Below are 26877 nucleotides of genomic sequence, written 5' to 3'. Positions count from 1 at the left end.
GTGCAATATGGATGTTCATTCATGAATACAACCGTTCAGTCAGAAAGAAGATGGCAGAAAGCGAAGAACCTGTTTTTTCCTCTGTCCTTTACTAAAATGCACTACCGTGATATGTAATTTAGAGCCGCCCGTTGACTCTGAGATAGTTTCTATTGACCAGATTCTGGATGATTTTCTTTGTGGACCCGGATATCCCCTTTCTCCTGCTGAGCTAGAAGACTTTGCAGTTAGGCTATTAACGATAGTGAAAAGCTAATGTTTAATCCCGAGATTTCAGTTGTAGTAGCGACTTGTCCGGTTTGCCGAAGCGAGATCGCCGTGCGGCGCTGGCCGTCGCCGCTATCATCGGTTCTTATCACTAATGGAAAGAGCGATCATCCCTTATATTGCTTGTTGCCCTATGAGCTGTCCGTGTGGAGCGGTTGTCCCCTAATTGATGATCTTTAGAGAGCGGCTACCGCCGTGGATGAATAGGAGCTAATAGCGGCATTTTGCTGTGCGCTACTGTTACAGATGCCATTGCTGATCGAAAGCGATAAAAGTCAATTTGGTTGGGAGATGCTTAGCGTGATTTTGATTTTTGCCAGCGCCGACGCGGCTCCAGCCATTGCGTACCAAATAAGGGGTCAGCGAGTGGGCTATGTAGTCTGGGCGTGGGCCGGGGATGCTTTAGCGGCGAAGCAGGCAGCTTTACTCGCTGGGGATCGGAGCGCAGTAGTGATTAATCTCAATAGCTTCTGGCCGGGGCTAGTAGCTGGCGTTCTATCAGCTGTCGTCTTGCTAGCTATTGTGTTTTTAGTCCTCACACCCCGCCGTCTAGTGACGGGCTTGCTGGCCGTAAGCTCACCGGAGGATCTGTTTACGAGTGTGATGCTGTACGCGATCTTGACTGAGCTTTTAGTGATTCCGGTATTCTTCTTGAAGAAAGGATCGCCGGAATTTTATATCCTTTTTTGGTTAGCGGGCCTGCTGATCAGCACGCTATTTCTGAGGGCAGCGAATCTAGGCATTGGTATGGCACTGACAGGCTTCTTTCTGGTTTGCTTTCTCCTCTCAATGTTATTCAAAAAGTGAATGTGTGCTAACTCCAAAATAAAGCTGTCAGGGTCTAATGCCAATCGAGTTAGCGACTATCTAGAGCGGCATCCAGAGACTGCACGAATGTTAGAGCGGACCATTGCTTTTCGCGAGAAGCAGTGCCGCTAGGAAGAGCGAAAGGAATAAGCTGGTGGTAAGAACGTCGTGACCGTTGACTACGCCGATGGCGTCACGGCTACGGCATCCGCGTCACCGCCGCGTCGAGCGGGTCTATGCCTTGACTCTCCCAGTATTCGGTACAGCTCATAGGGTTTCATGTCTCTGTCCATAGGTGCCTTGGCTGATAGCTAGTACTGTGGCTGCTGTGGTCGTACACTAGGGTCCGTTGAAAGCAAGTTGCCTCTTTGCTAATAGGAGCCAGGGTAGCGGTGGTGACACTACAACACACCTTCACATACTGCGTCGGCTCCTACGATCTTTAGACGATTGCCCTCTCCCGCCTGAGCATCGACGCAGCTGCCTGTGTAGTTGGCGGCTAACCCCAAAATGGTCAAGCTCAAAACGATAGACGGTATTAAAACTCTCGTAGCTTGCCCGATGCTGGTTGTTGTTGGTCACTAGCATCATCGGAGCCGTAAGATTAGTTTCTTTGCCTGTTGCCACTACTCCTCATGTGATCACCTTGAAGACAGTTAGCATTCTGACTGCGCCTTTGCCCTTGCTTCATTGGCCCAATCTGCGACGGACTTTTCAGCTCGAACATAAGATAAAACAGCTGTAAATGTTGGTAGGTTACCATCGAGCGACCCGTCACTGATTCTCTTTTGTGAATCACGATCGGTGTTTATTCTTCTTATGATTTGGGTGATTTTTAACAGATGTTCAGGTTCGTAATAACCGAGGCTGAAGCTAAGCGTTTCGTCTACCTGAAGCGGGTACATTGTACGAAATTGCTCTTTTAAGGTGTTGCTGTGCGTTTTCTCTAGCGCTGCTACCAGCATGGGCAAGTCTTTTCCCTCTTCAGGGTTTTCCAACTCCAATCTATAGCGCCAGTTTAGTGGCTCTAACCTTACTTTGATATCGCCTTCCAATCTACTCAAAATAGCTCAACTATAAGTGTGTTTAAACAGTTTAGCGGACTGATTTTTGCCATTCAATACAAAAGCTAAACGTTTACCGTCTTTCTGGCTTTACTGATGAGCGATCGCCGCCACCGTCTTCTACCACCATCTGCCCCGAAAGGCAGATTGCCCTAGCCGCCCGCCGTTACTGACTAGGCTAAAGGGTGCGGGGTGCTAGAGCGGAATGTAATTATGGTCAGCCCTTACCTGTCTGCGATGACGTGATTACTTGTAATCACAGTTGATAGAGCGTGAGATTGCTCTATTCTCGTCAATTTATATGCCTATATGCATAGCAAATGACCCACTAGCATTACTGAAGCAACAAGACTGGGCTTATCCGCCTACGGTCGCTGTTCCCTGTGTGATCGCCTTCCCTGTAGGTCTGAATGTGATCACCCCGGCTGCTGCTGCTTCATAGCCTGTGATCGCTGCGTCTCTTGTCAGTTGTCAGTGCGATCGCCCGCTTCCTGCCGTCATTCCTATTGCGTCGACTGTACTGCTGGTGCAGGTACACAGCCAGTATGGGCATTCTGAAACATTGCGTTCTGATTGCTCATGTACACAGTTCAAATTCTAGAATGGCCGCACCCGGTGATTGACGAGGACTGGGCGGCAGGCCGATTGCAGTGGCGCGAGATTACGCCGCTGGCGTACCGGGAGCTAAAAGCAGTCTGCCCGCTGCGAGAGGAGCAGGCGGATGCGTTCATGCAGTCAGAGCTAGTGGATGTTCTAGGCAACGGCGATGGTCTGTATGTATGCTGCAAGCGCGAGAACGGTAGCTGTTTTGCACGGTTGCTGCCTGGTAGCGATTGGTGGAAGCGCGACTACGTGCCGCTGCCGGAAGTGAGTCGGCTAGCATAGGAGACTGTTGGGAAGCGCCAGTTGCTAAGCTTGTCTGTTGCTTTCCGTCTTTCTGGTTTTTGGTAAAGCAGCGATCGCCCATATTCGCCTACTGTCGCTAGTTAGGCCGAGGAGTGCTAGAGAAAAGCGATCGCTGCTACCCGCCGTCGTCGATCATAAGTGGTGTCTGGAAGAGCAGAGGAATTTGCTGCCGTGCTAACGCCGGGGAGAGCTGAACGAGGTTACTAAGTGTAGCCCGCAATCAGATTCATCATGAAAGAAACACTGATAATAGTGACCATCCGTGCAACGAACTATGAGCTTCCAGTGACAAATAGTAGAGTCCTGGGATTTTACGAAACACCGACAAGCTATCACCGGAAGGCGATAGTTTATTTCAACGAAGCCGATAATCTGTGGTACGAGTCTCGTCTGGAGGTGGCAGATAATGTTGATAAAGAAGTCGATAAACCAGACTTGTGGTGTGATCTGCCAGAGCCGAAGAGTTTAGAGTTTCTAGAGTCTTAAACTAATTCAGGCTTTGATAGATGAGCGATTGTTGTAGTTCTTTGAATTGAATGATGCAGCGATCGCCCTTAGTCTAGTTTGCCGCAGCGTAAGAATGGTTAGTAGATTTTGGCATTCTACATAGAATCTAAAACTGGTAGATTGCCCATTCGCATTTTAGGAGAGCGGCTATCGCCTTGGCTAGTTAGAAGTTAGTCGAGGCGATAGAGATGGAGAAGGTAGAATGACAGATTGTTATCGATGTGTCGTCTGATAACACGAACAAAGACACGGATTTATCGAAAGTCGTAGCGTTTCGTTCCGTCTGTAAGACTAGAGCTGTCTATATGCCTGAGCTGACAAAGGTGCTGGCTGAGCGGCTGTTCAACTACGCAATGAAAAAGCTTATGAGCTACGCGCCTGGCACTGTTGGCAGCAGTACACATGCAGAAGTGCTAGGTCGTTTGGAAGAACTCTACCCTGATTGGGTGGAAGAATTTGAAGCAGCATCCGAGTAGTCGGCGGTTGAGCGTTTGGGGTAGCTATGAAGCTGCTCCAAACAATTTTTCTACTGAAGAGCGATCGCCCCCTCTGCTGCCGCTGCATAGGTTCGCATTCTATATAGAATTTAAGAATAGCGAGATCGCCCTTCTATTTATTTCTGAATGCCGAGCGCAGCTTTGAGCTGTTCGATGCACGGTTGCTGCCTGGTAGTGATTGGTGGAAGCGTGACTATGTGCCGTTGCCGGAAGTGGGTAGGGTAGTCTAATCCTTAACAAAATCTCTGTAGAGAGTAAAAAAGCCTAGCTCATTCAGAATAGAAAACCTGGGTGGTACTTTTCTTGGTAGTAGAACGTAGAGAGACCAAGAAAAGGAGTGCGGTATGTAGTCAAAAAGGTCGCCTATCGTCTCTATTCGTAAACCCTGGTCTTTGAGGTAGTTTGCAGTCATTTTCATCATGCCTAGATCAGAAAGGGCGTCCCGAAGCAAGACCATTTCACCACTGGCTGAGTGGACCATTTCACCACTGGCTGAGTGTGAGTCTTGCCAGCGCCCAGTTCGGTCAATGAAGGACTGTAGTCCTAACTCAGCGAGATATTCGATGAACTGGTGGTAGCTAGGACTATCTATGCTGTAGAGCTCCGGTCTTTTCAGAACGCTCTTTCCCATCATTTTGTTGAAGTCGCTTCTATAGAGTGGCAGAGCGGCAACAAAGCCATGATTGCCCGTAAGGGCTTCGTGCTTTAACCTAGCTTTTAAGTGACACCGAGCAGTATCACAGCGCCTTTTCATGAACTCTTCTTTCTCTACTAATGGCCACTGAGTGCCTTTACGACTATCAACGGCTTCAGTCAAGGAGAGTAGCAGTTCTAATTCGTGTTTAGGTTCCATCTGGTGTTCTACCTTTCTGGCTTATTTGTAGATGTGATCGGCTAAAATGCCTGGAGTTCGTGGGTTATATGGTCTTGGCTGAGTCGGGATGCATCGGAACAACGATTCTTATCGGTTTCCTATTCAGTTCGGCGCTAATCCAAGCGCCAGCGACAACCAGCGCGACTATGGCATAGCCGATCGCTGCTCCTTTGAGGAATTCTTTAGCATTGGTGATCGCCTGCTAGTCGAATTTTCGTAGTCTATATGGAATCTAAAACTGGCGGTACGATTACCAATGCTCTATTCTATCCATAGTGCGATTGCTTTGAAGGAAAAGAAAAGCCTAGCGCAGTCGCTGCCACCAGCGACCAAAGGCTGCGAGGAGCGATGGCCTTTTTCTGGCGTTCAACAGTTCTTCCAATGGTCTCATGCTTGCAGCCAACTCCTTTGGGATTAGAGGGGCTTGTGCAGCCTGCAAGAGCGATTGCTCATTAAAATCTATCCCTAAAGCTGTCATCTTTTGTTTTGTTTTACCTACGTGTTCTAAAAAATCCTGGTAGACGCTCTCATCACTCGGGATGTAGTTCGTAGGGCAATAGTCAATCGAAATACAAGATTCGCCATCTATGTACAAAGTCTTTATATACGTTGGGCCTGGCCTAACCAGGCTGTCATCCATAGCTAAGGGCTGGGCTTCCTTCTGAGATATCCGTCGTTTTGTCTTGACTTCGACTCTGGGGCTATCGAGGGGAGGAATACATTTCATAGGGATTACACTAGATTGCGTTCTTCAGGTGAGAGGGCAATATATTGCGCGTCGTTTCATACGGGTCATCTGCCTGGTCATTCATATGATAAGCCAATAACAATATGTCTTCTTCTAAGATGCGATCGCTCACTGCTCTCTTGCTGCTCAATTAACGCTCATCATTCCGTCTGGTTTTCGTCAGAGCGATCGCGCCTATCCGCTCGCCGTCACCGATTGGTCTAAAGGTGAAATTACTAGAGCGCGTGTAATTGCTGCTAGCAGTTGTCTAGTGAGCCGCTGCGATGACGTGATTACCCGTAATCACATTTGCTAGCGAGCGATCGCCCCTACCGCTTGCTGCTGCATAGGTTCGCATTCTATATAGAATTTAAGAATAGTGAGATCGCCCCTCTTTATTTCTGAATGCCGAGCGCGGTTTTCAATACCTCAATGTCTTTGCCGCGATTGGCCATTCTGCCATGCAGGCCGTAGGTATCGTGATGTTGTTGTACTTCGTCGGCCATCTCTCCCTCTAATACTCTTTTAATGATGTTTTGATTGCGGGTAGAGAGTTGCTTGAGGGTGGACTGATTGATCATCCATCTTTCGGAGTCGTCTTTGGCCTGCTGGTGGTTGTACTGGATGATCTCACTAATGAGGTTAGCGACCTCGCGTTCGACTTGTTCAGAGTAATTCTGTTCATCAGCAGGCTTGTGAGCAGCCACTGACTTCATCGGTGAATGAGTGATCGCTGTGAGATGATTGATGGGGAGAAGGACTCGCGCTTCACGCACGGTGTTGACAGAGGCGATAAGATTACTCAAGCTGCTTAAAACTTGGTTGAAATATCTATGCTTCTAGCTACCTCGAACACTGAAGAGTTTATGATATCTGCAATCATTTACCTGTCATACGTGGCCGCGATACTAGGAGTTCTTATAGGGGCTCTTTTAGAGATTCGCTTTGTCCCCTACCTATCGCGAGCGTACCGTGCTTTGCTGTATTTCTTTATGATGATGGGGGCGATACTCCTGCTCCATTACCAGATAGTTCCATTTTGGGTTTCGGCCACACTCTTCATGATAAGTGCGATCGCACCTATAGCCCTTGAGAGGAACGTTGATTGGTTTCCTGAACTCCTTTCTCGATTGGAGGAGATTGAAAACGATAAACTTGAAGAAGATTGATTGCAGCTCGGAGCCTTATATTCCAATCCAAGGAGGGGGATGAATTTTACTAGAGAAGAAACTGAGCGGCTTTTGTTTGGCTGCACCATAAACTGGTCGAGTATTCCTGATGATATGCCTTTCGCCGTTGCGTCCATCAGTCGAAAGCACGCTCAGATGCTAAACGCTGCTGGGCAATTAGGATTCTGGAGTGAGGATGTCGACGTGCCTCGACTCCTGGCTGAAGGCTCTCTTCTATCGTCTGGCTTTTTGAAAAATCCAGATGTAGGTAATAGTGAGCCACTGATTACCGTTAATAGTGTCTACGGAAGGAAGCTGAGTAAGCCAGAATTAGAGACGTTTTTGTTCAGTATCTGCAAGTCAAGTTCTCCTGATGAGCTTGGGGAAGATCCTGAAACTGGAATAACCTATGCTACTTGGAATTTAAGCTAAGGCTCTATCCGGCGGATGCGTCAACTCATATATCCGTAGATCTAAAACTAGATCTGTGTAGCAAGACTTCCAATTCATCAAGAAGTGAGATAGTCTGCACACTGTTTCCTATTTGCTTGCCAGCGCCTGTGCAGCTCGGTTGTGATGATGGGATTACACGCTGTCACGTAATCGTCTTTTCCGTACAGAGAGCGATTGCCCCTGGCTGGTACTGCCGTCGCCGCTGCTACTTTTGAAAGCTGTACGGAAATCAAAAGCCAATCTTCGCAGTTCTGGTTGAGCGATCGCCCCCCTGCTTATCTCCTTCGACAGGAAGTGATCGCCTCTATCCAACTGCTGTCATCGGCTAGAACAGCAGGCGAGTTAAGCTCTCCTGAGTGCGCTCTATCGGTTGGTCTGTTCAGTGGCCGTTGTCTTTCAGTTGTATTGCTAAGGAGTGATCGCCCCATATTCTCTGCCATCTAGAGAGTGATCTCCTTGAGTCATGGAGTGCTGGCGTTGTTGCTGTCTACAGGAGCAATAGCGGTTTGGTGTAGGCTGTCGGCTACTGGCACTTATCTGCTAGCGCGATCGCCCTACCCGTCACTCGCCGCTGTCGCCGCCACCGTCACTATGCAACTGTCTTTTTGATGTAGAGCAGCGACCCCCGCATCTACGTTGTCACTGGCTAGGACGAGGGGTGTGGGGTGCTGCTAGAGCAAGGTGTAATTGTCTGTGCTGTTTGACTGTGATGACGTGATTACACACAATCACTTCTTTCAGAAGCGGGATCGCCCTCGTTAACTGATTGCCGTGGTCGCTAAGGCTGAAGTCGAAGGTACAGCCTGCTACCTGTGTTTTTCTGACAGCGCGATCACCTTGTTGTCTCAGCCGCTACTACGCGAATGTTGAACAGGGGTGCAGTCCAGAAGGCACGGACTTAGACCCCGATCGCGATTGCGAGAGGTTCTAAGTCCATGCCGTTACCCCTTCTGCTAGTTATTAGCGGTAGCGGCGCGATGGATTCGGGCTGTGGAGATCGCGCTGACGGCCTGCTACTCAGATGCTGATTCTACACGCACGCTAGCGTCGCGAAAGCCAACCGAGATAGAACCGCCAATCAGCAGGGCGGTCAAGCCCAGTGTCACGATCGCGGTGATCGCGCACAGCCCCAGATTGATATTCACTGCTATTCCTTAAAACGGTAGAGCGTAGACACCTAAGCTGTACAGCCCCAATTCTCTAGAGGTGACTGCCTAAAGTGCGAGTATCACTTGAAGTCTTACAGCAGGCGTTAGCCTAACCTAAAGGTCAAGTGCAAGAACCGGAAAAGCGACCAGACTCGGGGTATGGCCCCGACTCGTACAAAATCCAGCCATATGATGAAAGCGTCTCGACGCCTGGGTTACAGCCACCAAAATTAGACATCCAAAAAAGTACTGACTAGCAGACAATCTTCTGTAGGCGAATAGTATAGAAGCCCTCCACCATAGTCTGCTGGTACAGAATGTATCTAAAACTCTACGTCAGTGGAAAGGAAGACATATGCCTTGGCTATTGTCAGCACGTTCAAAACCTATACAAAACGGGGAGGTCGAACAGATTGCAAAAGAGAACAGAACTATCCTAATGTGATCGGCAGCTTTTTGTAAGTGTGCCAGCCCGGTCTCACCTGCAACTCAAGCTCTGACGGGTCAACGGCTAAGCAAAGGTTTGGGCTACGCTTGAGCAAGTTAGTCAGTGCTATTTTCGTTTCCATCCGAGCCAGCGGTGCCCCCAAGCAAGCATGAATACCACTGCCAAAACCGAGATGCTTATTGGGAAAGCGTTCAATATCAAATACGTCTGGATTCTCAAACACAGCCGGATCGTGATTAGCTGCGCCTAAAAAGGGCATAACAGCTGCCCCTTTAGGAATGGTAACGCCATGCAGCGTTACATCTTCTAAGGCATAGGCAGGCTTCGTGCTCTGTACAGGGCCGAAATAGCGCAGAATCTCTTCTACGGCTGATTCGATGAGTTCAGGCTGTGCTTTAAGTTTCTCTAACTGCTCGGGATGTTGTAAGAGAGTTAGTACGCCGTTAGTAATAAGCTGCACGGTGGTTTCGTATCCTGCAACAATCATCAAAAAGACCATACTCACCAGCTCATCTTCATTGAGTTTTTCGCCTTCTTCTTCCGCCTGAATTAGCTTGGTGAGAATATCGTCTTTAGGATTAAGACGTTTGCGCTCAATCAGCTTGCGGACAAACGTAGACAAACGAGGCATATCCCAAAAAAAGGTGCGTACCACTGTCCAGCCTGAGAAACCGTCTTTTAGCGCGGTGAGGCCGTCTTTAAACTTGGGCATGTCTTCGTCATCTACACCCATCATTTCCTGAATAACCTTGACTGGAATCGGTAGGGCATAAGCTGCCTTGAGATCGACGGTTCCTATTCTCTCAGCTTTGTCTAACAGGTCGTGGGTTAGCGCATCAATTCGAGCTGACATTTTTTCGAGCGAGTGTCGAGTGAACGCCTGATGTACCAAATCTCTCAACCTGCGATGGTCAGGCTCGTCTTCAGTAATCATGCTTTGCGCCATCAGTTGTACGGATTTGGGCATGGGGAAAGGTATTCTGCTGCCACCTGTTGCGGTAGTGCGGTTGCGCACAAAGCGGGGGTCCTTGAGAAAGCTGACGCAGTCGTCATAGCGGGAGAGTATGTAGGTATCTAGGAAGCTTAATTTGCCGTGGAAGACGGGTGCTTCCTCTTGCATCCATTTGTAGTATTCGTACTTGTTGTTTACGAACTCTTTAGAGTTTAGGTCAAGTGGGAGCTGCAACTTTTGGGTAGTCTGTGTCGTAACCATTGACTGCGATCTCCTGATGAATAGGTAGGTGGTTTTGGTGGCGGTGAATTAAGCGTGTTATCCAAGTACAACTGGCAAGTGCTTGTAAGAATGAAGCCCAGGTGTTGTCTCCAACTCAAGCTCCGAAGAGTCTACGGCTAGCTGTAGATTAGGATTACGCTTGAGCAAGTTAGTGAGGGCAATTTTAGCTTCCATTCGAGCGAGAGGCGCACCTAAACAGGCATGGATGCCGCTGCCGAAGCCAAGGTGCTTGTTTGGAGATCGCTCAATATCGAAGACTTCTGGGTTTTCAAACATCTCTGGATCGTGGTTCGCTGAGCCGATACAGGCCGTCACAACTTTCCCTTTAGGAATACTGACGCCGTGAAGCTGCATGTCTTCTCCGGCGTAGGCTAATTCTGTGATGTATACCGGACTGGTAAACCGCAAAATCTCTTCTACTGCTGACTCAATTAGGTCTGTGTTAGCTCTCAGTTTTGCTAGCTGGTCGGGGTGCTGAAGCAAGGCAATGACACCATTGGTAATTAAATGCACGGTGGTCTGATAACCCGCAGCAATAATCAGGAAAACCATGCTGACAATCTCATCTTCGGTAAGCTTCTGACCTTCTTCTTCGGCTTGAATCAGCCCAGTGAGCATATCTTTACCAGGATTCTCTCTTTTGCGATCAATCAACTCACGCAAAAAACTAGACAACCGTGGCACGTCCCAAAGCATCGTCAGAATAATTCGTACACCTGAGAATCCGGTAATAATCGCTTCGATACCCTCGTCGAATCGCGGCATGTCTGCATCCGAGACGCCGACCATCTCTTGAATAACGGTCACAGGGATTGGTAGGGCGTAAGCCTCTTTAAGATCAACAGAACCTTCTGCTTTGCTTTTAGCTTCTGCTTCATCTAGTAGGGTGTTGGTGAGTTTGTCGATGCGATCGCTCAGCTCAGACATAGACTTCCGCGTAAACGCTTGATGCACTAAGCTACGCAATCGCTTGTGGTCAGGCTCGTCAGAACCAATCATGCTGTGCAGTATTAGCTCAGTTGACTTGGGTAGCGGAATAAAGGAAGGGAGAAGCGGGCTGCTGGTGTCTATTTTGCGATTATCGCGTACGACTCTAGGGTCTTTCAGCAAAGCAACACAGTCCTCGTAGCGAGAGACAACGAAGGCTTTGCCGGTCACATATTTACAGTGTGCAACGGGCGCTTCCCTGCGCATCCACTCAAAGTATTGATATTTGTTATTAGCAAATTCTTTCGAGGTCAGATCGGGCGGTGTTGGTAGATTGTTGAATGTCATGGGCTTTAGGGTTGAGTGTTAAAGGTGGAATTGTGCGTTTTCTAGCCAGGTGCGAGCTTCTGTCAGCTGAGAGAGCGGAAACACTCTCACCTCAGCCAATAGCGTACTGCCTGTAGAGTTCGCCATTTCCTTCAGCCAGTCAGCATCTGTGACTAGCGCAATATGGGAAAACCCTTTGTCATGCGCTAGGGCAAATCTGGCATCTTTCCAAAAGGTTGAGGGGTCAGTTCCATAGGGACTACGAATTTCATGCAGAATGCGTAGTTGACCGTGTTGTGCCATGTCAGCTTCTATTTGGGCAACAATATCGGCTGAACCTGTCTCGGGCGAATCATCGTCTGTCACAAGCTCAACGATGTTGTTATCAGAATTGTTCTTGTATGCGATCATTAGTGAGCTTTCCGTCTCCAAAAGTACGAATTCGTTCTAGCTAGCCGCCGCAAGCCACGCTCTGGCTTCGGCAATCTGAGAGCGCTCGTACACCTTCAGCTCGAATGGATAGAGTCCACCGATGGCTTCGGCAACCGTTTTTACCCACTTAGCGTCAGCGATGATTGCCGCATGACTGATGTTTCTAATCTTGCTGACTTGCTTGAGATCTACCCACAAGGCCATAGGGTCTACGCCTTTAAAGTCACGAATGTCTTCGAGAACTCGAATCTTCTCGTACTTAGCTAGATCGGTTTCGACCTCCTTGATGACAGATTGCATGTCTGCAGCTGTAATTTTCCCTTCTATAACAATCTCCACAACCGGGCTATTTTCTACACGATTGTATTGAAGACCAGACTCTAAAGTTTTGTCAGACGCTGTAATCAACCAGTTACGGGCCGCATCAATGCTTGAGAGGTCAAACGCTTTGACTTCAGCAGAAAGCACATTCCCTGCCGCTGCTGCAATGGTACGCATCCACTCAGTATCAGCAACCACAGCAACGTGGCTAAAGTCATTCACATGCTTTAGGCCAAACTGGGCGTCTTTCCACAGCGTCATCAGATCCATGCCCTCGAAGCCACGAATCTCTTCCAGCAGCCGTAGCTTGCCGTGCTTTTCGATATCGGCAGTCATCTGCTTGATGACTCGATCAAAATCGGCTTCGGTCACCTTACCTTCAACAGTCATCTCAGTAACGTTGTTACCAAGCGGATTTTTGTACTCAATCATGAACTGTCTCCTATTCTTCTTTTTGTTACGGCAGCTGCGATAGTCTTGTAAATGCAGTCACCTGTCACGTGACCGATAGGTCATATGACTAATCAGTCATATTGTAACAACTGGTATTAGCTTCTGGTTAAAAAATACTGGTTCCGTTGCAAATCTATGTCTAGAGTTAGCGATCGCCCAATCGAATCCATATGGAATTAGCCTTTGGGATAGCGCTTCATTGCCCAAGTAAACGCTGTTTTGTGAACCACTTCAAACCCATGTCGCTGATAAAACCGCACAGCAGAAGGTGTTGTTGTTTCTAAATAACAAGGCGTCTGTGTACGATCTGCTTTTTCTAACACAGGCTGAAGCAGTCTGCCTCCGATACCTTGCCCCTGACATTTTGGCGAAACTCCCAGCATTCCCAAATACCAGTGCGGTTCAGGAGCAAACTTATCGTGCAGCTGCATCTCTGCGTTGACAAGTGAAATAAGGTCCATTATTCGACGCCAACGTATATAAAATGGGCTTGCGATTAGTCCAGAGGTTACCACCTGCCATAGCTGTGACAATGTAATTTTAAACGCTTCCGGAGGCAACCAAATCGCCACTCCGTTGGGTTCATCAGCGGTTGTGTAAAGGTGACCGTATGACTGAGCAAAGTTGAGAAATGACCGACTGAGGTGCTTAAGCGCCTTTCTCTTGGCGGTAGGATCTTCAGGAAAAAAGTAGCCTATTAAGGGATCTTGGCTAAAGGCTGACGAGAGATGCTCGGAGGCGATCTCAAAATCTGATGATTGCAACGGCACAATCTCTGCTTTCACAGCTGTTTTCATGGTTTTTTCAGATGCCTTCTGTATCTGATCGCTTTGCATGGATAGTCTCCTTAAAATTAGGTTGAAGCGATATGCTAATTCTCAGAACAAACGGGCTGACTAACCTTCAGAGGTTGTCAAGGTTGTATCAGTCGATTGAAATTTAGTGTGGTTATTGAGGGGGGTTTATTGAGGTGATCGCGTCATGGCTAACAAGGTTTCCACGATCTGGGTCCGCCTTTCTTCACGGGGGACAGCCATTTGAAAGGCTTCCGAGAACCAGAGTCCATCGATTGCTAGCTGAATAATTGTTGCCTGAACCGGATCAAGTCCGTCTGATTCAAGACGCTGATGCCAGCGTTGTTCATAAGCTTCTACTGATTGCAGTAGTTCACTCGGCATCTCAACCAGGATGGATGATAAGCGGGCAATCAATGCGAGCGATTCTTTACTCGTTCGTTCTGCCGAACGCACATAGGCTCTAGTCCACTGTCCAGGCGTCCCTGGTGCATCATCCTGTTCAAATTCCTGTTGTAGGGCAGCTTCAAAATTTTGAAGCTGTTGCTGACCCACATTGACAATCAATGCGTTCTTATTCAGAAAGTGATACAACAATCCTCCTTTGCTAACGTCTGCCTGCTGAGCAACCGCGTCAAGGGTTAATGCTTCCACCCCTCTATCAATAATTACTTGAGCAGCAGCCTGCAAAAGCTTCTCACGAGTGGCCGATCGAGCCTTTGTTTTTTTGCTGGCCCCCATAGCAATAACCTCAAAATACGGCGTGAATTATGCCCATGAATTAACTATACCGTCTAGACGGTTTTTTGTGCCATCTTTTTGTCAAAAGAGGTATGGCTCCGACTCTTGAAAAATCCGGCCATAGGCTAAAGCGTTGCGACAACTGAGTTACAGCCGTCGAAGATTCGACCTCTTAGGAAAGTACTAACTAACAGACATTAATCTATCTAGCCCTTTCTGGTGGTGGATGGATTAATCGTAGTGCAACGGTGGTGGATGCCGCGCGTCATCGAGATGATACTGGCCGAGCAAGATGAGGTGATCAGGATCTTGAAGAAGCGACGTGCTCTCCTGCTTCTGCCAAAGTAATCAGCCAACAGCTACACCTCGCTTATTTTTGGATTTTCTGTCTTCGGTGTCAGCAGTACATACAGGCAGGGAATCACAATGAGGGCCGTGCCTGTTGCGGCAATTAAGCCGAAGATAATGGCGCTGCACAGTGGCATCCAGGTCGGGTCGCTAAAGGCTAGTGGCGTGAGGCCGATAATTGTGGTGACACTGGTCGTGAGAATAGGCCGCAAGCGATCCGCTGCGCCATTTGCGGCTGCTCGCCTTACGGTCATGCCCTCCGCCTGATAGCTGTTCATGGTGTCTACCATGACAATTGCATCATTCACCACAATGCCGACTAGCGCAATTACGCCAATGAATGTGGTGAAGGAGAACGGAATCCAGGCGAGAAAGGAACCGAAGAAGGTGCCGATGAGCGCCAGGGGAATCGTGAGTAAGATAATAAACGGCTGACGGAAGGAGTTGAGCTGAAGGACGAGGACTGCGAACACCATGAAGATAGCGAGGCCCAATGCCTGCCCCGCAGAGCCAAAGGTTTCGGCTTGCTCTGCCGCTTCACCCCCAAAGCTGTAGCTATAGCCAGCAGGCCAGCTTTCTTGCAGGGCTGCAAGTTTGGGTTCTGCCGCTGCCAAAATTTGGCCAACGGTGGCGTCTCCTGCCGTTTTGGAAAGTACTTTTACGGTGCGCTCACCGCCCGAGTGGGTAATGGAAAGGGCTGTTTCGCCCTGCACAGCGGTTACAACAGATCCAGCTGGGATGACGGGCTTATCAGGATTAGAGCCAAAGAAGCGAATCAGTCCAAGCTCATCGCGCCGAGTTGGGCCACCGACTGTGCCATTGCGAGAAGGCCAAGCCGTACTCAATCGAATTTCGATATCTTCTTGATTACCGCTGGTTGCAAAGTCCCCGACCTGGGTAGCGCTCATGTAATAACGAGCCTGAGTAGTGAGATCGTCTTCGGTAAGGCCATAAAAGTCCAGCTCTTCTCGGTTGGGCAGTAGCTTCAGGTCGGCGCGAAGATTGCCCAGATTGTCACGCACATCGGCGGAGCCTGGAATTTGCCGGAGAGCGTCTTGTACTTGGGCAGAGATTTGCCTAAGTTGAGGAATGTCACTGCCGACGATTTCAATAGAAATTGGGTCGCCTGCACCTGTGGAGCTTTCGGTGTTTAGGGTTAAGGTTGCTCCCGGATAGCGCTGTACGGCTTCAGTTAGCTCATTTCGCAGTTCAGTAGCGTACACATCTGAACCGAGTTCGCGATCTTCTACGGGCACAAGCACAACAGAAAAGCCAGAGAGATAGCTGCCGTTGCTAGCCTGGAGGCTTCCTGAACTTACAAGCGTGTTGCCCTGGCCGGTGTATTTGATGATGCTTTCTATGTAGGGCTTTTGGCGAAGAATGTTGCCGAGGTCATCCGCGATCGCCTGTGAAACCGTCAGAGTCGTCTGCGGTGGCATCTCCACATCAATCCCAATCTTAGGGCTATCCGACTCTGGGAAAAAGACGGTAGGCACCTGAGTAAAAGCGAAAATAGAGACAATGAAAAGGCCCAGCACACCCACCGTCCAAGCTCGAATCGTCGCCCGATTGCGTACCGTATGATTTAAACTCCAGCGAGAGAACTTTTCCGACGCCTTTTCACTTAGCTTATCTACCCGAGACTTAGGCTGATCCTTACTTACATTTGCCAGCAAAAAGCGAGAAAGCGGAATGTCGATCAATAGCGCGATCGCAAAGCTGAGAATCAAACAGATGATTGCTGTGAGTGGTAACAGCCGGATGAACTTACCCATCGTGCCGCCAATCGCCATCAGCGGTGTCATCGCTAGAATCGTCGTGAGCTGTCCGGCAAAGGCAGGTGCGGCATAGGTTTTCACCGTCTTCAGTGCAGCCTGCTCAAAACTGAGCTTAGAGACGAAAATCGCTTCGTGCATTCCCTCCATCACAAGGATGAACACGTCTACCAGGATGCCAAGGGCTAGCACCATGCCAATGAGCACCATGTTGTTGAGGGTTTGACCCATCAGCCAGAGAACAGCGATCGCACCCAAAAACGTCAGCGGAATGGATAGCCCTGCAATCAGCGCCTCTCGCCAGGAAAGTGCGATGAATAGAATGACGAACACCGCCACCATCGCCTGAAGCACGTTTACAAACAAGCTTCCTAGCTGATCCCAAATCAACTCTGAGTCATCCGCCGTCACCCGATAGCTCATGCCCGGTGGCCAGATGTTTGGATCTTCCTGCGCTAGCTCTACATCGGCCAAAACACGCTCAATCACCTTAATCGTGTCTTGTCCAGGTACCTTTTTAATCGAAAGGCTCACAACAGACTCGTAAGGTTCACCGTTGATGCTAATCGCGGCTGTGCTGGTTTCTGTCTCCAGCTCCTGGCGAATGCTCGCGACTTCTTGCAACCGGATTAGGCGGCCATCAATTCGAGTAATCGGCAGTTGACGCAGCGTGTCGATGTCGCGGAAGCGCCCAAAAAAGCGAACCTGTGTACCAATATCGTCACTCTGAATTTCGTTGAGCGGCGCGTCTGTATTTGCCGAGCGAATGCGATTAGCAATCGTCGCTGGAGAGAGTTCTAAGGCTGCGAGCTGATTAGGATTAAGCTGAATTTGTACGACTTCATCCCGTGCGCCGCTCAGGTTTACGTCGGTGACGCCTGCCACTTTCTCTAATCTGTCCTGTAGGTTGGTCGCTGCCTGTGAGAGAACAACCGGATCGAGATTGCCGAATAGGGCTAAAGTGACAATCGGCGCATCGCTGACTGAAATTTGTTGTACGGAGGGCTGGTCAGCATCTCTAGGCAGGCTAGGCTCCGCTTCGGCAACTGCATCTCGCAGTTTTTGAATGGATTTGTCAATATCTGCATCCGTGCGAAACTCCGCAGTGATAGAAGAGAATCCGCTGAATGAAGCACTGTCTAACGATTTAAGCCCTTCAACCGATTTGATTTCTTTTTCAAGTTCGTTAGTGACCTGTTGTTCTATGGTTTCTGGGTCTGCGCCTGTCCAGGTGGTGGTGACCGATGCGATCGCCACCGCAATATCAGGATTCGACTCCTTAATCATCGAGCCATAGCCCAGCAGCCCGCCCACGACAATCAAAACAGTCAGCAAAATACCAAAGACCGTTCGCAGAAAGAAGAATTTTGTAAAGGCAGACGCTTTAACCGGATGTTCTAACCGGGGTGGGGGCTCCGAAAGTGCGGACAAATTAACAGCGCCTATGGGTGGTTGATTCTTACTCATGGCTTACTGACCTCCCATCGCAGTGAAGTCAGACTGTGTGACGTTTACTTCAGCGCCATCAACCAGCCCATTCTGCCCTTCTGTCACCAGTTGTTCACCGGGCTTTACCCCACTCAAAATCTCCCTTTTATCCAGTCCCTCTACGCCTAGCTCCACCTCACGCTGCTCCACGATATTCTCGTCATTTACTACAAATACGTACGGCACCTGATTACGGAAAACTACCGCGTTCAGCGGGACAACAACCGCATTTTCCTTTTCATCTGCTGCAACCCATAGCGTGACGCTGCCACCATGCTGAAGATTGGCAAAGCCGCTGCTAATCTGCGCGGTGACATCAATTGAGCGGTTGCCAGGGCTGACCGCAGGGGTCACTGAGTACACTTCACCTCTGGCCTCGGCTCGGTCTGCAAGATTGTTGCTGGTGCTCGCTACCTGAGTCACATTCGGCGTGATTAAAGCGGTTTGGCCAGATTTTATGCGATCGCCCGAAGAGGCAGGCAGCTCAGCCACTACCTCAAAGTCACTTGGGTCAATCACCACAATGGGCACTCTGTTCAGCAGCTCCTGATAGTTACCCAGCTGAGAAGACACTGCCTGCTGAGAGTAATACTCATTCTCTCGAATGTTTAAATAGGCCACCACACCATCAAACGGCGCGTAGATTTGAGTGCCTTCCAGCGCAATTCTTGCTTGCTCTAACCTCGCCAGCGCCGTATCAATCTGCGAATCAACTGCCTGCAACTGCTGCTGGGCTGCAACGACCTGAGCTTGTGCCGTACTCACTTGTGCCTGGGCCGACTGCACCTGAGCATCAGCCGACTGAGACTGTGCCCCGGCATCTTGAAAAGTATTGATTCGGTTATCTAATTCACTATTAGAAATCGCTCCTTGCTCATACAGCGCCTGATACCGTTGCGACTCCGTTTGGGCCAACGTACGGGATGACACAGCCTGACTTCTCTGTGCCTCTGCTTGTGCCACCTGCGCTCTAGCTGAAGCCACTCCTGCTTCTGCCTGCGCTACGCTTGCCGCCGCCGCTCCTCGTTGTCGCCTAACCTCATTCACTGACGATTCTGCTTGAATTACATCGGCTTGCAGTCTGCGGTCATCAATCTGCGCCAGTAGCTCACCCTGCTGCACCAAATCTCCTGCTCGCAAGCTACGCCCATCCTGACTGACTAAATAAGTAATATCGCCGTCCACATCAAACGCTAAGTGCTTGAATCGCACCGCCTGCACCGTTCCTTCACTCGATACCCAAGCCTGAATATCGCCTTCGACAGCTGCAACCGTTCTCACGCTCAGCGGCGCACGTTCAGCTACCGCCGCTACTTCACTATTCTTACCCTGCAACCGATAGACAGAAAGACCACCCACTGCCAGTATCAAGCCCAACACTGGAAGCATCCACCAGGAAAACTTACGGCGCTTTTGCGGTGGCTCTGTCTGCTGGATTTCATCAGCACTCTCGACCAAGCTCAGGTCTTGCTCCGCTAGTACCAGCACTTCTTCCGGTTCTTGGGTAGCCTCTGACTCGGAAGGACTAACTGTTTCCTGTGACATACTTTTACCGATGCTAAACGGACGCTGGAACAATATGACTAAATAGTCACATGACCGCTTAGTCATATAGTAGCCGCAAAAGGTTAGCGATGAACTAATCCGGAAGATATAGATCAAAACGTTACGCTAGTAGCCCTGCTGAATATTTAGGCTGTAGTGCTGCCCATGCCTCGCTCTAAGACCTGAATGAGTCCGTCAAAAATGCGCTCTACGCCCTGCATGTCTAGCACTATCTCGGCACTCTCTGTCAGCGCTTCGGTGTCTATCTCCAGCTTTTCGGGAATGAAGTATCGCAGATTGTCCGCAGTTGTCAAAATCATGAAGGTCGCTAAATCAGGATCTAAGTCAGCTCTCAAATCACCGTTGGCAATACCTCGTTCGACCAGATCGTGAATCGGTTTTTTATAGGCTGCTTGCAGACGCTGAAAAACTTCCTTTTTTACTGGGCTATCGCTATAAGCTGCTCGGTTAATAATTTGGGTGAGCTGAGGATGATGCAATGAAAATTGTATACTGATACCAAATCGCCAGCGCAGTTCTCGAAAGAAGTCTCTTTTCTGCTTTGATTTCTCTGCTTTGCGAGCTGCTTCGATAAAGTCAATCCGTTGCACACTAGCCGAATCTACCAGATATAAGTACAGGTCTTTTTTATCTTCAAAGTACTGATAGAAGCTGCCTTTAGCGATTTTTGCTTGCTTCACGATATTTGAGATAGAAGCGTTATCGTAATCAGCACTAGCAAATTCTGAGATCGCTAAGTCAGTAATTTTCTGTCTCTTTTTTTCAGATAGGTTGAAGAACGTTGGCTTAGGCATAAGGACAGCACTGTGCAGCATGTGACTTGTCGGTCACACTCTAGTTATAAGCGATATCATACTATTTCGTCTAATGACTGCGTATAAGTAACGGAGTGCTACTCCCGACTGTTGCAAAGTTGAAGCATATTCTAGAAGTGCTTTAGTAGCTGGGTTATAGCTGCCGAAAATAAGACCATTCAGCAAAGCCCTAACTGACAGACTCTTTTTGGTAGGCAAGTAGTACATATGGTCTTAGCCATAGTTTGCTGGCGCAGAGTAACCCCAATACTCCGCATATCTAAAGAAAGTAGAGGAATAAGCTCGGAAATTATGTAGCCTAATTGGCTAGTGTTTTAAGAGCACTTTGAGCCACTGTTTCAGCGCGTGCTGAGGTGACCTTTTGATATCGCAGCGTGGTCATAATTGACTCATGCCCCATCAGTGCTCTCAGCTCCTCAATCCCCATCAACCCCACCCGCTCAGTGGCAAAGGTATGACGCAAGTCGTGGAGCCTCGCACCTTCTAGATCAGGAACATCTGCAATCAACCGCCGCCAGTTCTGATGCACCGTTCGATAGCTGAGACGACTGACACTGCCCGCTATCGGCTGCTGTGCGGTGAATAGAGCAGGACATTGATGATGTCGGTAGTGCTTAAGATAGGTGTTGAGCTGCCGAGCCGCATCATCGCTGTAAAAGCACCAGCGCTGCTTGTTGCCTTTGCCAACGACTTGAAACTTCTGTTGTTTGAGATCGACTTGTTCAAGATCGAGCGCCAGCAGCTCTGAGATTCGTGCGCCACTACGATGCAACAATCTCACGATTGCATGGGTGCGACAATCTGTTTCAACCGCTCGATACATCCGTCTAATCTGGTCTGCTGTAAGATAGCGAATCACCTCGTCAGAGCCGTGTTCACCCTTGTGTGTATCGGGCTTACGTCGCTTCAGTTTGGCAATCGGATTCACCTTAATGTGTTGTTGCTCAACAGCGTAATTGAACAAGGCTTGAATGGTTGCCTGATGCCGATGATGGGTTGTGTAGGCCAAATGCGAGAGACTATCGAGATACTCAGTGAGGAGGGTACGATCGCAAATCTCTATCGGCCAGCTGCCGTACTCAGCCAGCAAAGGCATCAGCGTATGCTCATAGGATTTCACCGTTTTCTGAGCGAGACCCGGTCGGTCTAAAAATTGCGTCGCCACCATCGCTAGAGAGATCGGCATGGCCATGAAATAAAGGTAAACATCAGCAGCAAAGACTAGCCTTTACTCTATCGTTTAGACAGACTGTTGTTTCGCCATTTCTATAAAGCTTTTGAAATCCTCGAACGTCCCAAAGCCCGGAGAATCGCTGGCCGAGTACGTCCACCGGCTCCGCTTAGCCCTCGGTATGAGTCAGCAAGCTGTGGCCGAGAAGTCAGGCATTCACGTTCAGAGCATCGGCAAGATTGAACGCGCTCACACCACAGTACTCAAAGCGAAGACCAAACGCGGGCTAGCCTACGCTCTAGATGTCCCCGAAGCCCACTTGGAGGCAGCGGCCAAAGGGGTCGCCGTTGAGGAGACTGGCGCACTGAAATTTTGTCCGCAGTGCTGGAAACCAAGCAATGCACCTGACCCTATGTGGCTACACGTCCATGCTCACTACTGCTTCCGCTGTGGCAGCAGCCTGCGCCACCAGTGCATTCAGTGCGAGGCTCCTATTACTTCTCTGAAGCACCGCTTCTGCCCCTACTGCGGCACGGCCTATACCGCGCTTAAAAAAGCAGAGTAGAGGATAATCTATCGCGAGGAATGCGCCCGTGCCCAGTGTTGAAGAAACCGCCTATCCCAGGTTGAAGAGTAACCCTAGCCCAGAAGCCTTAGAGACCCTCTACACGCCCACCGATGAGGAGATCGCTCTAGCGAAGCGAACCACAAAAGGCGAGCGGCCCATCGTCAGTTTTCTCGTCCTGCTCAAGACCTTTCAAACAGTGGGCTATCCCATGCAGCTAGCGAAGGTGTCGAGCACTATCATTCGCCGCGTCGCCGCCAGTGTTAACAGTCAGCTGACGCCGGAAGATATCGCTGGCTATGATACCTCTGGCACCCGCCAGCGTCATGTAAAAGCGATTCGTCAACATTTGGAGGTGCAGCCCTTTGCCACGGCAGCGCGGCAGATAATGTTTTCAGCGATGGAAACAGCCATAGAAACCCAGCATGACCTGGTCGATTTGATTAACGTTGCCCTAGAGGAGCTGGTCAAAGAACGGTTTCAACTGCCTGCCTTCTCGACGCTGGAGAGAGCGGCTAAAGAGGTACGTGTTGCTCATAACAACAAACTCTATCAAAGCGTGAGTGATGCGTTGAACGGTGGAGAACAGATGCAGCTTTCACAGTTGTTCTACTGCGCGGTTGGTGAAACAACAACACTTTGGCATGAGGTGAAGCAGGAGCCGGGGAGTCCAAAACTCGGTGAATTGCAAAGTCTGGTAGAACGGCTGCGCTGGCTACAGCTTTTGCAGATGGCAAGCGTAGCCTTCTCTGCGATGCCTGAAATTAAGCGAACTAACTTTGCGGCCCAGGCCCAGGCGTTAGAGGCCAATCAAATGAAGGAATTGCCAGAGGCCAAAAGACAAACCCTGGCAATAGCCCTGCTGCAACGGCGCTATGCTCAGACGCTTGACGACATCGCTGAGGTGTTTATCAAACGCATGAGGCGGATGCACTACAAGGCCAAGGAAGCACTGGAAAACTATCGGATAGAAAGTCAGCAGCGCACTGATGAGCTGATCTCAAAATTGCGACAGGTAGCGATCTGCCACAGCACCGATGGTGAGATAGCAGATCGCTTTGCTGTCGTTGGTTGCGTCCTTGGCGACGATCCACAAGAGCTGATCGCGCAGTGTGATGACCACTTGGCCTATGCCGGTAACAATTACCTGCCCTTTCTACCGAAGCTTTATCGTAGTCACCGAGCGGTGCTGTTTCGCTTTCTGTCGGTCGTGCCGCTCTTTCCCAGCACTCAGGATGACTCCCTGGCAGCGGCGATTGCGTTCATCCGAGCCCATCGAGGCTCCCGGAAAACTTGGCTACCGTTGACTAGCGACAATTCGTCAGACGAAGCGGATGTCGCCCCTGTGCCTCAGATGAGCCTGAGCTGGGTGCCGACAAAGTGGTGGACGCTGGTAACGGGTGAGAAGAATCGGGCGGCAGTGCCCACCCAGGTGCATCGTCAGTACTTTGAACTCTGTGTGTTCTCTCATATCTTGCTGGGCCTCAAGTCTGGTGATCTCTATATTGAAGGTAGTTCAGCCTTTGGGGACTATCTCGCGCAGCTGATCTCATGGGATGAGATGCAAGAGCACCTTGATGACTATGCCGAACAACTTGGCTTTCCCACTGAAGGTACAGCTTTTGTAGAACATGTCAGAGCGTGGCTGACAGACAAAATCGAGGAAACCGATAAGGGCTTTCCCGCCAATACAGACGTCTACTTCAAGTCAGACCGTTTGGTCATCCGCAAGGCAAAAGCGAAGAGTCGAAAAGCCGCAAAGAAACTGAAGAAGCTGATTAACGCACGGATGAAGCCGGTTAATCTGCTCGATGTACTGGTCGATACGGAGCAGTGGCTAACGTGGACGAAGCACTTCAAGCCAGTCTCAGGGTACGAAGCCAAGATGGAGAATCCCGTTGCTCGCTACTTGGCTACGACGTTTTGCTATGGCTGCAATATCGGTCCGTCCCAGCTGGCCCAGTCGCTCTCGCTCTTTGATCGCAAGCAACTGTCACGGGTGAACCAGCGGCATGTCAGCGATACGCAGCTGCACTATGCGGTTGAGTCTGTGGTCAATGGCTACAATCGCTTCTCCTTACCCAGGTTCTGGGGGGTGGGCAAAAGCGCGTCAGTCGATGGGACCAAGTGGGATATCTACGAGAATAATTTGTTGGCTGAGTATCACATCCGCTATGGCGGCTACGGTGGTCTTGGTTATTACCATGTGGCCGACAACTACATCGCGCTCTTCAGCCATTTCATTCCCTGCGGTGTTTATGAGGCGCTTTACCTGTTTGACGGACTGTTGAATAACCACTCGGATATTCAGCCTGATACGCTGCACGGCGACACGCATTCCCAGAGTCTGACGGTCTTCGGATTAGCCTATTTACTGGGTATCAAGCTGATGCCGCGTATCCGTAATTTGAGAGATTCGACCTTTTTTCGAGCAGGCACAGAAGTCCCTTGCCAACACATAGACGTGTTGTTTTCTGACACGGTGGATTGGGATCTCATTGAGACGCACTTGCCCGACATGCTACGGGTGGTGTTCTCGATTATGGCAGGCAAGATCAGCGCCTCTACGATTCTTAGGAAGCTGAACACCAACAGCCGAAAGAACAAACTTTTTAAGGCATTTCATGCCTTGGGTTCGGCAGTTAGAACGGGTTTCTTGATGGAGTACATCCACAGCGCCAAGCTCAGAGCTAGGGTACAGGGGGCAACGAACAAGAGTGAATCGTTCAACGCCTTTGTTCAGTGGTTGGCCTTTGGCGATATGGGGGTGCTCAGAACCAATAACCGGGAGGAGTTGCGTAAGCGCATCAAGTACAACCATCTGGTGGCCAATTGTGTCGTGCTCTACAACGTCTTTGAGATGAGTCGTATTCTCAATGAGCTAGCCCAGGAAGGCCATCACATCGACCCAGCGGCGGTGGCTGGCATCAATCCCTATGGCACGGATCATCTCATTCGGCTGGGGCAGTATCACCTCGATGTCGCCCGTCAGCCACCGCCGCTGAACTACGATTTGCCGATCTCGCCACCATCGGAAGCAGCCTGATTTAATGTCTGTTAGTTAGTACTTCTCTAGATGGTCTAATTTTTGGTCGCTGTAACCCGGTCACCACATTGATTTCAGCATATGGCTGGATTTTGCACGAGTCGGGGTATGGCCCCGACTCGCTTTAGCTTGGAGGTTGTTTAAGCCGTGATCGCACCAGTTCGTTAAGCACGTATAGCAGTAGAACGCTAGCAACCAAAATCAATACCCCTGTGATTTGCTCACCCAATTGGTAAGCAGTCGTAGGGGCATTCTTTTGCCAGCTACAGCCAACGTCAAGCACATCTAGTCCAGTGCTATCTAGTTTTTCAAGGCAACGGTTCAAGCTTTCCATGTTGTCAGGATGCCCTGTCATTGTGTAGATGTCGAAGTTGCGCCGCTCTGTCGAAGCAATCTAGGAAGAGAGTGCGGCATATAGCGAGTATGAGTGATAGGCTTCTAATTGTGACTCGCCGCTGTAGCCTCAGAAGTGACAATACCTCCACGTCAGAAAACTGATTCACCATCAAAACCTCCACTGACCAGAGTTCCGCAGTGCCTGCGAGGTGGCGACCATGTATATGACGATAGCGATGGCATCTGCTCTTTGTGTGGAGAAAACCCACTTGCAGCAGTAGGGTGGGCAAGACTACAAGTAAGAACATGCCCAAACAAACTGTGTCAGGCCACACTCTCTGCGAACGCCGTAAAATGTCCTCGCTGCCGACGTTCTCTGCAGCCTACTCTCGTAGCTAGATTGATTAGAGTCTATCAGGTGACGATAGAGCCACTGCTTGCCTACCTGTTCGCGCCCAGACCCAGCGGAATTAGCATGTTCGAGCAAGGTACTTTAGTCGTGATTACTACGATAGGAGTTTGTTTTGGGCAATATGTTCGCTCAGAGGAGAAAGACATATTTCTTCTCGGGAGCCCAGAGCTTATATTTTCACTAGTTATAGCGCTAGCTGTAATACCTTCAATAATAAAAGAGGAAAAGTTTTTAGCTTCAGAAACACCATTCATTAACCGAATGGGACTTTCCTTACAAAAAGGATTAGCCTCGGACGTAATAGTTCAAGGTATAGGCAACGAATTACCTTAAAAAAAGTAAAGAGTTCAGATATGGCTCAACGCACAACTCAAGAAAGCACAAAGCATCACCTCCACCCACACAGCATAGCCTGTCCTAGTTGTGGGCAACATTCAGTTGTAGTAAAAGATGAGAATCATTTTATCTGTCTCAATTGCAACTGGAGTAGGAACATCTCTAGAGGCACTAGCTTTTTTGAGATATTTGTTTTTGCCATTGTGATAATAATCCTCCTTTCAATTGTGCTGTAAAGGCTGTTAATCAGCACTCTATTCGAGACGAAAGGAACGGCTCAAACCCAGCAATAAAACCAGCTCCGATAGAAAGCAAAAGCTCCAGCACCTGAATGCTGAAGCTTTGGAGCTTGCGCCCTAGTCAGAAAGGAACGACGCCAGTGCTTTCACTAGCGCTGTCACCATCAGAACGAGAAGAATCTCCTCCATCTGGCTACCTCCTATAGGGTTTACATCCCGTTGAAGTGAATCAGGATGATTGAGGCAAGGTCACCACAACTATGTCTCAAAATTCTGAATACTAATTTCCCTCGGGGTAGATACAGGCTACCCCGAGGGAAATTAGTATGTCAAGACATAGTTGTGGTTAACCTCAACATACCCGTTCTTCACAGAAAATGTCAACAGCTTTATGTAATCTACATCTTTTGCTCGTACCAAGAACATTCAGATGCAAAGCAATCACAAAGTGTACTTGACTTTACTAAAGAGATTCTACAGTTGCAGACTATGAAAATTGTTACAGCGCCTTTCAGGTGGTTCATATCGGGGTTTTCCGGGAAGACCTCGTGGGAGTGGCTAGAGTGTGAGATCGCCCTCAGTCATGCGGTACTGCCGTTGTTGTTGCTGTCGCCAGGTGGAAGAGCGGTGTGGTGTTGGTTGGTACCGAAGCGCTGTCATACATTTCGCAATTACGTGATGACT

29 protein-coding genes are annotated in these 26877 nt (G+C 49.4%); 13 read left to right on the top strand and 16 right to left on the bottom strand.

Features of this window, described 5'->3' with window-relative positions; translation table 11 throughout:
* Window positions 1-513: 513 nt before the first annotated feature.
* Window positions 514-1074 carry a hypothetical protein gene (locus IQ256_RS20940; RefSeq protein ID WP_193857575.1) on the top strand — a complete coding sequence of 187 codons (561 nt, stop codon included), beginning with the start codon at window positions 514-516 and terminating at the stop codon, window positions 1072-1074.
* A gap of 656 nt (window positions 1075-1730) precedes the next feature.
* On the opposite strand, the gene IQ256_RS20935 is transcribed toward IQ256_RS20940, so the two are convergent.
* Window positions 1731-2072, bottom strand: a complete 342-nt coding sequence (locus IQ256_RS20935) for a hypothetical protein (protein WP_193857573.1) — start codon at window positions 2070-2072, stop codon at window positions 1731-1733.
* 645 nt (window positions 2073-2717) lie between these two features.
* Here IQ256_RS20935 and IQ256_RS20930 point away from each other — a divergent pair.
* The 4 genes from IQ256_RS20930 to IQ256_RS20915 all read left to right on the top strand — a co-directional run bounded on the left by IQ256_RS20930 (window position 2718) and on the right by IQ256_RS20915 (window position 4027).
* On the top strand, window positions 2718-3023 hold the full coding sequence (locus tag IQ256_RS20930; protein WP_193857571.1) for a hypothetical protein: 306 nt from the start codon (window positions 2718-2720) through the stop codon (window positions 3021-3023).
* 37 nt (window positions 3024-3060) lie between these two features.
* The gene (locus tag IQ256_RS20925; protein WP_193857569.1) at window positions 3061-3222 is read left to right on the top strand and encodes a hypothetical protein; all 162 of its coding nucleotides are present in this window, start codon (window positions 3061-3063) and stop codon (window positions 3220-3222) included.
* A 107-nt stretch (window positions 3223-3329) separates the two neighbouring features.
* The gene (locus tag IQ256_RS20920; RefSeq protein ID WP_193857567.1) at window positions 3330-3530 is read left to right on the top strand and encodes a hypothetical protein; all 201 of its coding nucleotides are present in this window, start codon (window positions 3330-3332) and stop codon (window positions 3528-3530) included.
* A gap of 326 nt (window positions 3531-3856) precedes the next feature.
* Window positions 3857-4027: a hypothetical protein gene (locus IQ256_RS20915; protein WP_193857566.1), complete on the top strand. Its 171-nt coding sequence runs from the start codon at window positions 3857-3859 to the stop codon at window positions 4025-4027.
* Window positions 4028-4274: 247 nt separating this feature from the next.
* Here IQ256_RS20915 and IQ256_RS20910 read toward each other — a convergent pair whose 3' ends face one another.
* Window positions 4275-4901: a hypothetical protein gene (locus IQ256_RS20910; protein ID WP_193857564.1), complete on the bottom strand. Its 627-nt coding sequence runs from the start codon at window positions 4899-4901 to the stop codon at window positions 4275-4277.
* A gap of 88 nt (window positions 4902-4989) precedes the next feature.
* Here IQ256_RS20910 and IQ256_RS20905 point away from each other — a divergent pair, with 88 nt between their 5' ends.
* Entirely contained in the window at window positions 4990-5142 is a 153-nt protein-coding gene (locus IQ256_RS20905; RefSeq protein ID WP_193857562.1) for a hypothetical protein, read from the top strand.
* Between the two features lie 84 nt (window positions 5143-5226).
* On the opposite strand, the gene IQ256_RS29795 is transcribed toward IQ256_RS20905, so the two are convergent.
* Together IQ256_RS29795 and IQ256_RS20895 are read right to left on the bottom strand one after the other, a co-directional pair.
* Window positions 5227-5562, bottom strand: a complete 336-nt coding sequence (locus tag IQ256_RS29795; protein ID WP_228025127.1) for a hypothetical protein — start codon at window positions 5560-5562, stop codon at window positions 5227-5229.
* 482 nt (window positions 5563-6044) lie between these two features.
* Window positions 6045-6455, bottom strand: coding sequence for a hypothetical protein (locus IQ256_RS20895; protein WP_228025126.1), 411 nt, complete (start codon window positions 6453-6455; stop codon window positions 6045-6047).
* A gap of 27 nt (window positions 6456-6482) precedes the next feature.
* Between IQ256_RS20895 and IQ256_RS20890 the strand changes: the two genes are divergently transcribed.
* The 4 genes from IQ256_RS20890 to IQ256_RS20875 all read left to right on the top strand — a co-directional run bounded on the left by IQ256_RS20890 (window position 6483) and on the right by IQ256_RS20875 (window position 7880).
* The gene (locus tag IQ256_RS20890) at window positions 6483-6818 is read left to right on the top strand and encodes a hypothetical protein (protein ID WP_193857559.1); all 336 of its coding nucleotides are present in this window, start codon (window positions 6483-6485) and stop codon (window positions 6816-6818) included.
* A 39-nt stretch (window positions 6819-6857) separates the two neighbouring features.
* On the top strand, window positions 6858-7250 hold the full coding sequence (locus tag IQ256_RS20885) for a hypothetical protein (protein WP_193857557.1): 393 nt from the start codon (window positions 6858-6860) through the stop codon (window positions 7248-7250).
* A 195-nt stretch (window positions 7251-7445) separates the two neighbouring features.
* Complete coding sequence (locus tag IQ256_RS20880; protein WP_193857555.1) at window positions 7446-7715, top strand: hypothetical protein; 270 nt, start codon at window positions 7446-7448, stop codon at window positions 7713-7715.
* 12 nt (window positions 7716-7727) lie between these two features.
* On the top strand, window positions 7728-7880 hold the full coding sequence (locus IQ256_RS20875; protein ID WP_193857553.1) for a hypothetical protein: 153 nt from the start codon (window positions 7728-7730) through the stop codon (window positions 7878-7880).
* Window positions 7881-8284: 404 nt separating this feature from the next.
* Here IQ256_RS20875 and IQ256_RS30120 read toward each other — a convergent pair whose 3' ends face one another.
* The 11 genes from IQ256_RS30120 to IQ256_RS20825 all read right to left on the bottom strand — a co-directional run bounded on the left by IQ256_RS30120 (window position 8285) and on the right by IQ256_RS20825 (window position 21274).
* The gene (locus IQ256_RS30120) at window positions 8285-8416 is read right to left on the bottom strand and encodes a hypothetical protein (RefSeq protein WP_255516226.1); all 132 of its coding nucleotides are present in this window, start codon (window positions 8414-8416) and stop codon (window positions 8285-8287) included.
* A 434-nt stretch (window positions 8417-8850) separates the two neighbouring features.
* Complete coding sequence (locus tag IQ256_RS20870; RefSeq protein WP_193857552.1) at window positions 8851-10080, bottom strand: cytochrome P450; 1230 nt, start codon at window positions 10078-10080, stop codon at window positions 8851-8853.
* A 57-nt stretch (window positions 10081-10137) separates the two neighbouring features.
* Window positions 10138-11376, bottom strand: coding sequence for a cytochrome P450 (locus IQ256_RS20865; RefSeq protein ID WP_193857550.1), 1239 nt, complete (start codon window positions 11374-11376; stop codon window positions 10138-10140).
* 18 nt (window positions 11377-11394) lie between these two features.
* On the bottom strand, window positions 11395-11766 hold the full coding sequence (locus tag IQ256_RS20860) for an STAS/SEC14 domain-containing protein (RefSeq protein WP_193857548.1): 372 nt from the start codon (window positions 11764-11766) through the stop codon (window positions 11395-11397).
* 36 nt (window positions 11767-11802) lie between these two features.
* Window positions 11803-12540 carry an STAS/SEC14 domain-containing protein gene (locus tag IQ256_RS20855; protein WP_193857546.1) on the bottom strand — a complete coding sequence of 246 codons (738 nt, stop codon included), beginning with the start codon at window positions 12538-12540 and terminating at the stop codon, window positions 11803-11805.
* Between the two features lie 197 nt (window positions 12541-12737).
* A complete protein-coding gene (locus IQ256_RS20850) occupies window positions 12738-13358 on the bottom strand; it encodes an N-acetyltransferase (RefSeq protein WP_193857544.1) in 621 nt (206 codons plus the stop codon).
* 165 nt (window positions 13359-13523) lie between these two features.
* The gene (locus IQ256_RS20845) at window positions 13524-14096 is read right to left on the bottom strand and encodes a TetR/AcrR family transcriptional regulator (RefSeq protein ID WP_193857543.1); all 573 of its coding nucleotides are present in this window, start codon (window positions 14094-14096) and stop codon (window positions 13524-13526) included.
* A 359-nt stretch (window positions 14097-14455) separates the two neighbouring features.
* The gene (locus tag IQ256_RS20840) at window positions 14456-17686 is read right to left on the bottom strand and encodes an efflux RND transporter permease subunit (RefSeq protein ID WP_193857541.1); all 3231 of its coding nucleotides are present in this window, start codon (window positions 17684-17686) and stop codon (window positions 14456-14458) included.
* Window positions 17687-17689: 3 nt separating this feature from the next.
* Window positions 17690-19252, bottom strand: coding sequence for an efflux RND transporter periplasmic adaptor subunit (locus IQ256_RS20835; RefSeq protein ID WP_193857539.1), 1563 nt, complete (start codon window positions 19250-19252; stop codon window positions 17690-17692).
* A gap of 146 nt (window positions 19253-19398) precedes the next feature.
* Window positions 19399-20067: a TetR/AcrR family transcriptional regulator gene (locus IQ256_RS20830; protein ID WP_193857537.1), complete on the bottom strand. Its 669-nt coding sequence runs from the start codon at window positions 20065-20067 to the stop codon at window positions 19399-19401.
* Between the two features lie 319 nt (window positions 20068-20386).
* Window positions 20387-21274 carry a tyrosine-type recombinase/integrase gene (locus IQ256_RS20825; RefSeq protein WP_193857535.1) on the bottom strand — a complete coding sequence of 296 codons (888 nt, stop codon included), beginning with the start codon at window positions 21272-21274 and terminating at the stop codon, window positions 20387-20389.
* A 91-nt stretch (window positions 21275-21365) separates the two neighbouring features.
* Between IQ256_RS20825 and IQ256_RS20820 the strand changes: the two genes are divergently transcribed.
* Window positions 21366-21824 carry a zinc ribbon domain-containing protein gene (locus IQ256_RS20820; RefSeq protein ID WP_228025125.1) on the top strand — a complete coding sequence of 153 codons (459 nt, stop codon included), beginning with the start codon at window positions 21366-21368 and terminating at the stop codon, window positions 21822-21824.
* 28 nt (window positions 21825-21852) lie between these two features.
* Window positions 21853-24870 (top strand): Tn3 family transposase, encoded by a 3018-nt coding sequence (locus IQ256_RS20815; RefSeq protein WP_193857533.1) that lies wholly within the window; start codon window positions 21853-21855, stop codon window positions 24868-24870.
* A 124-nt stretch (window positions 24871-24994) separates the two neighbouring features.
* Here the strand turns inward: IQ256_RS20815 and IQ256_RS20810 are convergent, their stop codons facing one another.
* Window positions 24995-25225: a hypothetical protein gene (locus tag IQ256_RS20810; RefSeq protein ID WP_193857532.1), complete on the bottom strand. Its 231-nt coding sequence runs from the start codon at window positions 25223-25225 to the stop codon at window positions 24995-24997.
* 1457 nt (window positions 25226-26682) lie between these two features.
* Between IQ256_RS20810 and IQ256_RS29790 the strand changes: the two genes are divergently transcribed.
* On the top strand, window positions 26683-26877 hold a 195-nt coding region (locus tag IQ256_RS29790), incomplete at its 3' end, for a hypothetical protein (RefSeq protein ID WP_228025124.1).

It is taken from the genome of cf. Phormidesmis sp. LEGE 11477, assembly GCF_015207105.1.
Lineage (GTDB): Bacteria > Cyanobacteriota > Cyanobacteriia > Phormidesmidales > Phormidesmidaceae > Phormidesmis.
This window is presented reverse-complemented; position numbering and strand designations above follow the sequence as displayed.

Excerpts from the sequence above, each read along its gene's own strand:
- IQ256_RS20940 (WP_193857575.1), top strand. The coding sequence starts at position 514 with ATGCCATTGCTGATCGAAAGCGATAAAAGTCAATTTGGTTGGGAGATG.
- IQ256_RS20930 (WP_193857571.1), top strand. The coding sequence starts at position 2,718 with ATGTACACAGTTCAAATTCTAGAATGGCCGCACCCGGTGATTGACGAG.
- IQ256_RS20915 (WP_193857566.1), top strand. The coding sequence starts at position 3,857 with ATGCCTGAGCTGACAAAGGTGCTGGCTGAGCGGCTGTTCAACTACGCA.
- IQ256_RS20910 (WP_193857564.1), bottom strand. The coding sequence starts at position 4,901 with ATGGAACCTAAACACGAATTAGAACTGCTACTCTCCTTGACTGAAGCC.
- IQ256_RS20905 (WP_193857562.1), top strand. The coding sequence starts at position 4,990 with ATGCATCGGAACAACGATTCTTATCGGTTTCCTATTCAGTTCGGCGCT.
- IQ256_RS29795 (WP_228025127.1), bottom strand. The coding sequence starts at position 5,562 with ATGGATGACAGCCTGGTTAGGCCAGGCCCAACGTATATAAAGACTTTG.
- IQ256_RS20890 (WP_193857559.1), top strand. The coding sequence starts at position 6,483 with ATGCTTCTAGCTACCTCGAACACTGAAGAGTTTATGATATCTGCAATC.
- IQ256_RS20885 (WP_193857557.1), top strand. The coding sequence starts at position 6,858 with ATGAATTTTACTAGAGAAGAAACTGAGCGGCTTTTGTTTGGCTGCACC.
- IQ256_RS20870 (WP_193857552.1), bottom strand. The coding sequence starts at position 10,080 with ATGGTTACGACACAGACTACCCAAAAGTTGCAGCTCCCACTTGACCTA.
- IQ256_RS20865 (WP_193857550.1), bottom strand. The coding sequence starts at position 11,376 with ATGACATTCAACAATCTACCAACACCGCCCGATCTGACCTCGAAAGAA.
- IQ256_RS20860 (WP_193857548.1), bottom strand. The coding sequence starts at position 11,766 with ATGATCGCATACAAGAACAATTCTGATAACAACATCGTTGAGCTTGTG.
- IQ256_RS20855 (WP_193857546.1), bottom strand. The coding sequence starts at position 12,540 with ATGATTGAGTACAAAAATCCGCTTGGTAACAACGTTACTGAGATGACT.
- IQ256_RS20850 (WP_193857544.1), bottom strand. The coding sequence starts at position 13,358 with ATGAAAACAGCTGTGAAAGCAGAGATTGTGCCGTTGCAATCATCAGAT.
- IQ256_RS20845 (WP_193857543.1), bottom strand. The coding sequence starts at position 14,096 with ATGGGGGCCAGCAAAAAAACAAAGGCTCGATCGGCCACTCGTGAGAAG.
- IQ256_RS20840 (WP_193857541.1), bottom strand. The coding sequence starts at position 17,686 with ATGAGTAAGAATCAACCACCCATAGGCGCTGTTAATTTGTCCGCACTT.
- IQ256_RS20835 (WP_193857539.1), bottom strand. The coding sequence starts at position 19,252 with ATGTCACAGGAAACAGTTAGTCCTTCCGAGTCAGAGGCTACCCAAGAA.
- IQ256_RS20830 (WP_193857537.1), bottom strand. The coding sequence starts at position 20,067 with ATGCCTAAGCCAACGTTCTTCAACCTATCTGAAAAAAAGAGACAGAAA.
- IQ256_RS20825 (WP_193857535.1), bottom strand. The coding sequence starts at position 21,274 with ATGCCGATCTCTCTAGCGATGGTGGCGACGCAATTTTTAGACCGACCG.
- IQ256_RS20810 (WP_193857532.1), bottom strand. The coding sequence starts at position 25,225 with ATGACAGGGCATCCTGACAACATGGAAAGCTTGAACCGTTGCCTTGAA.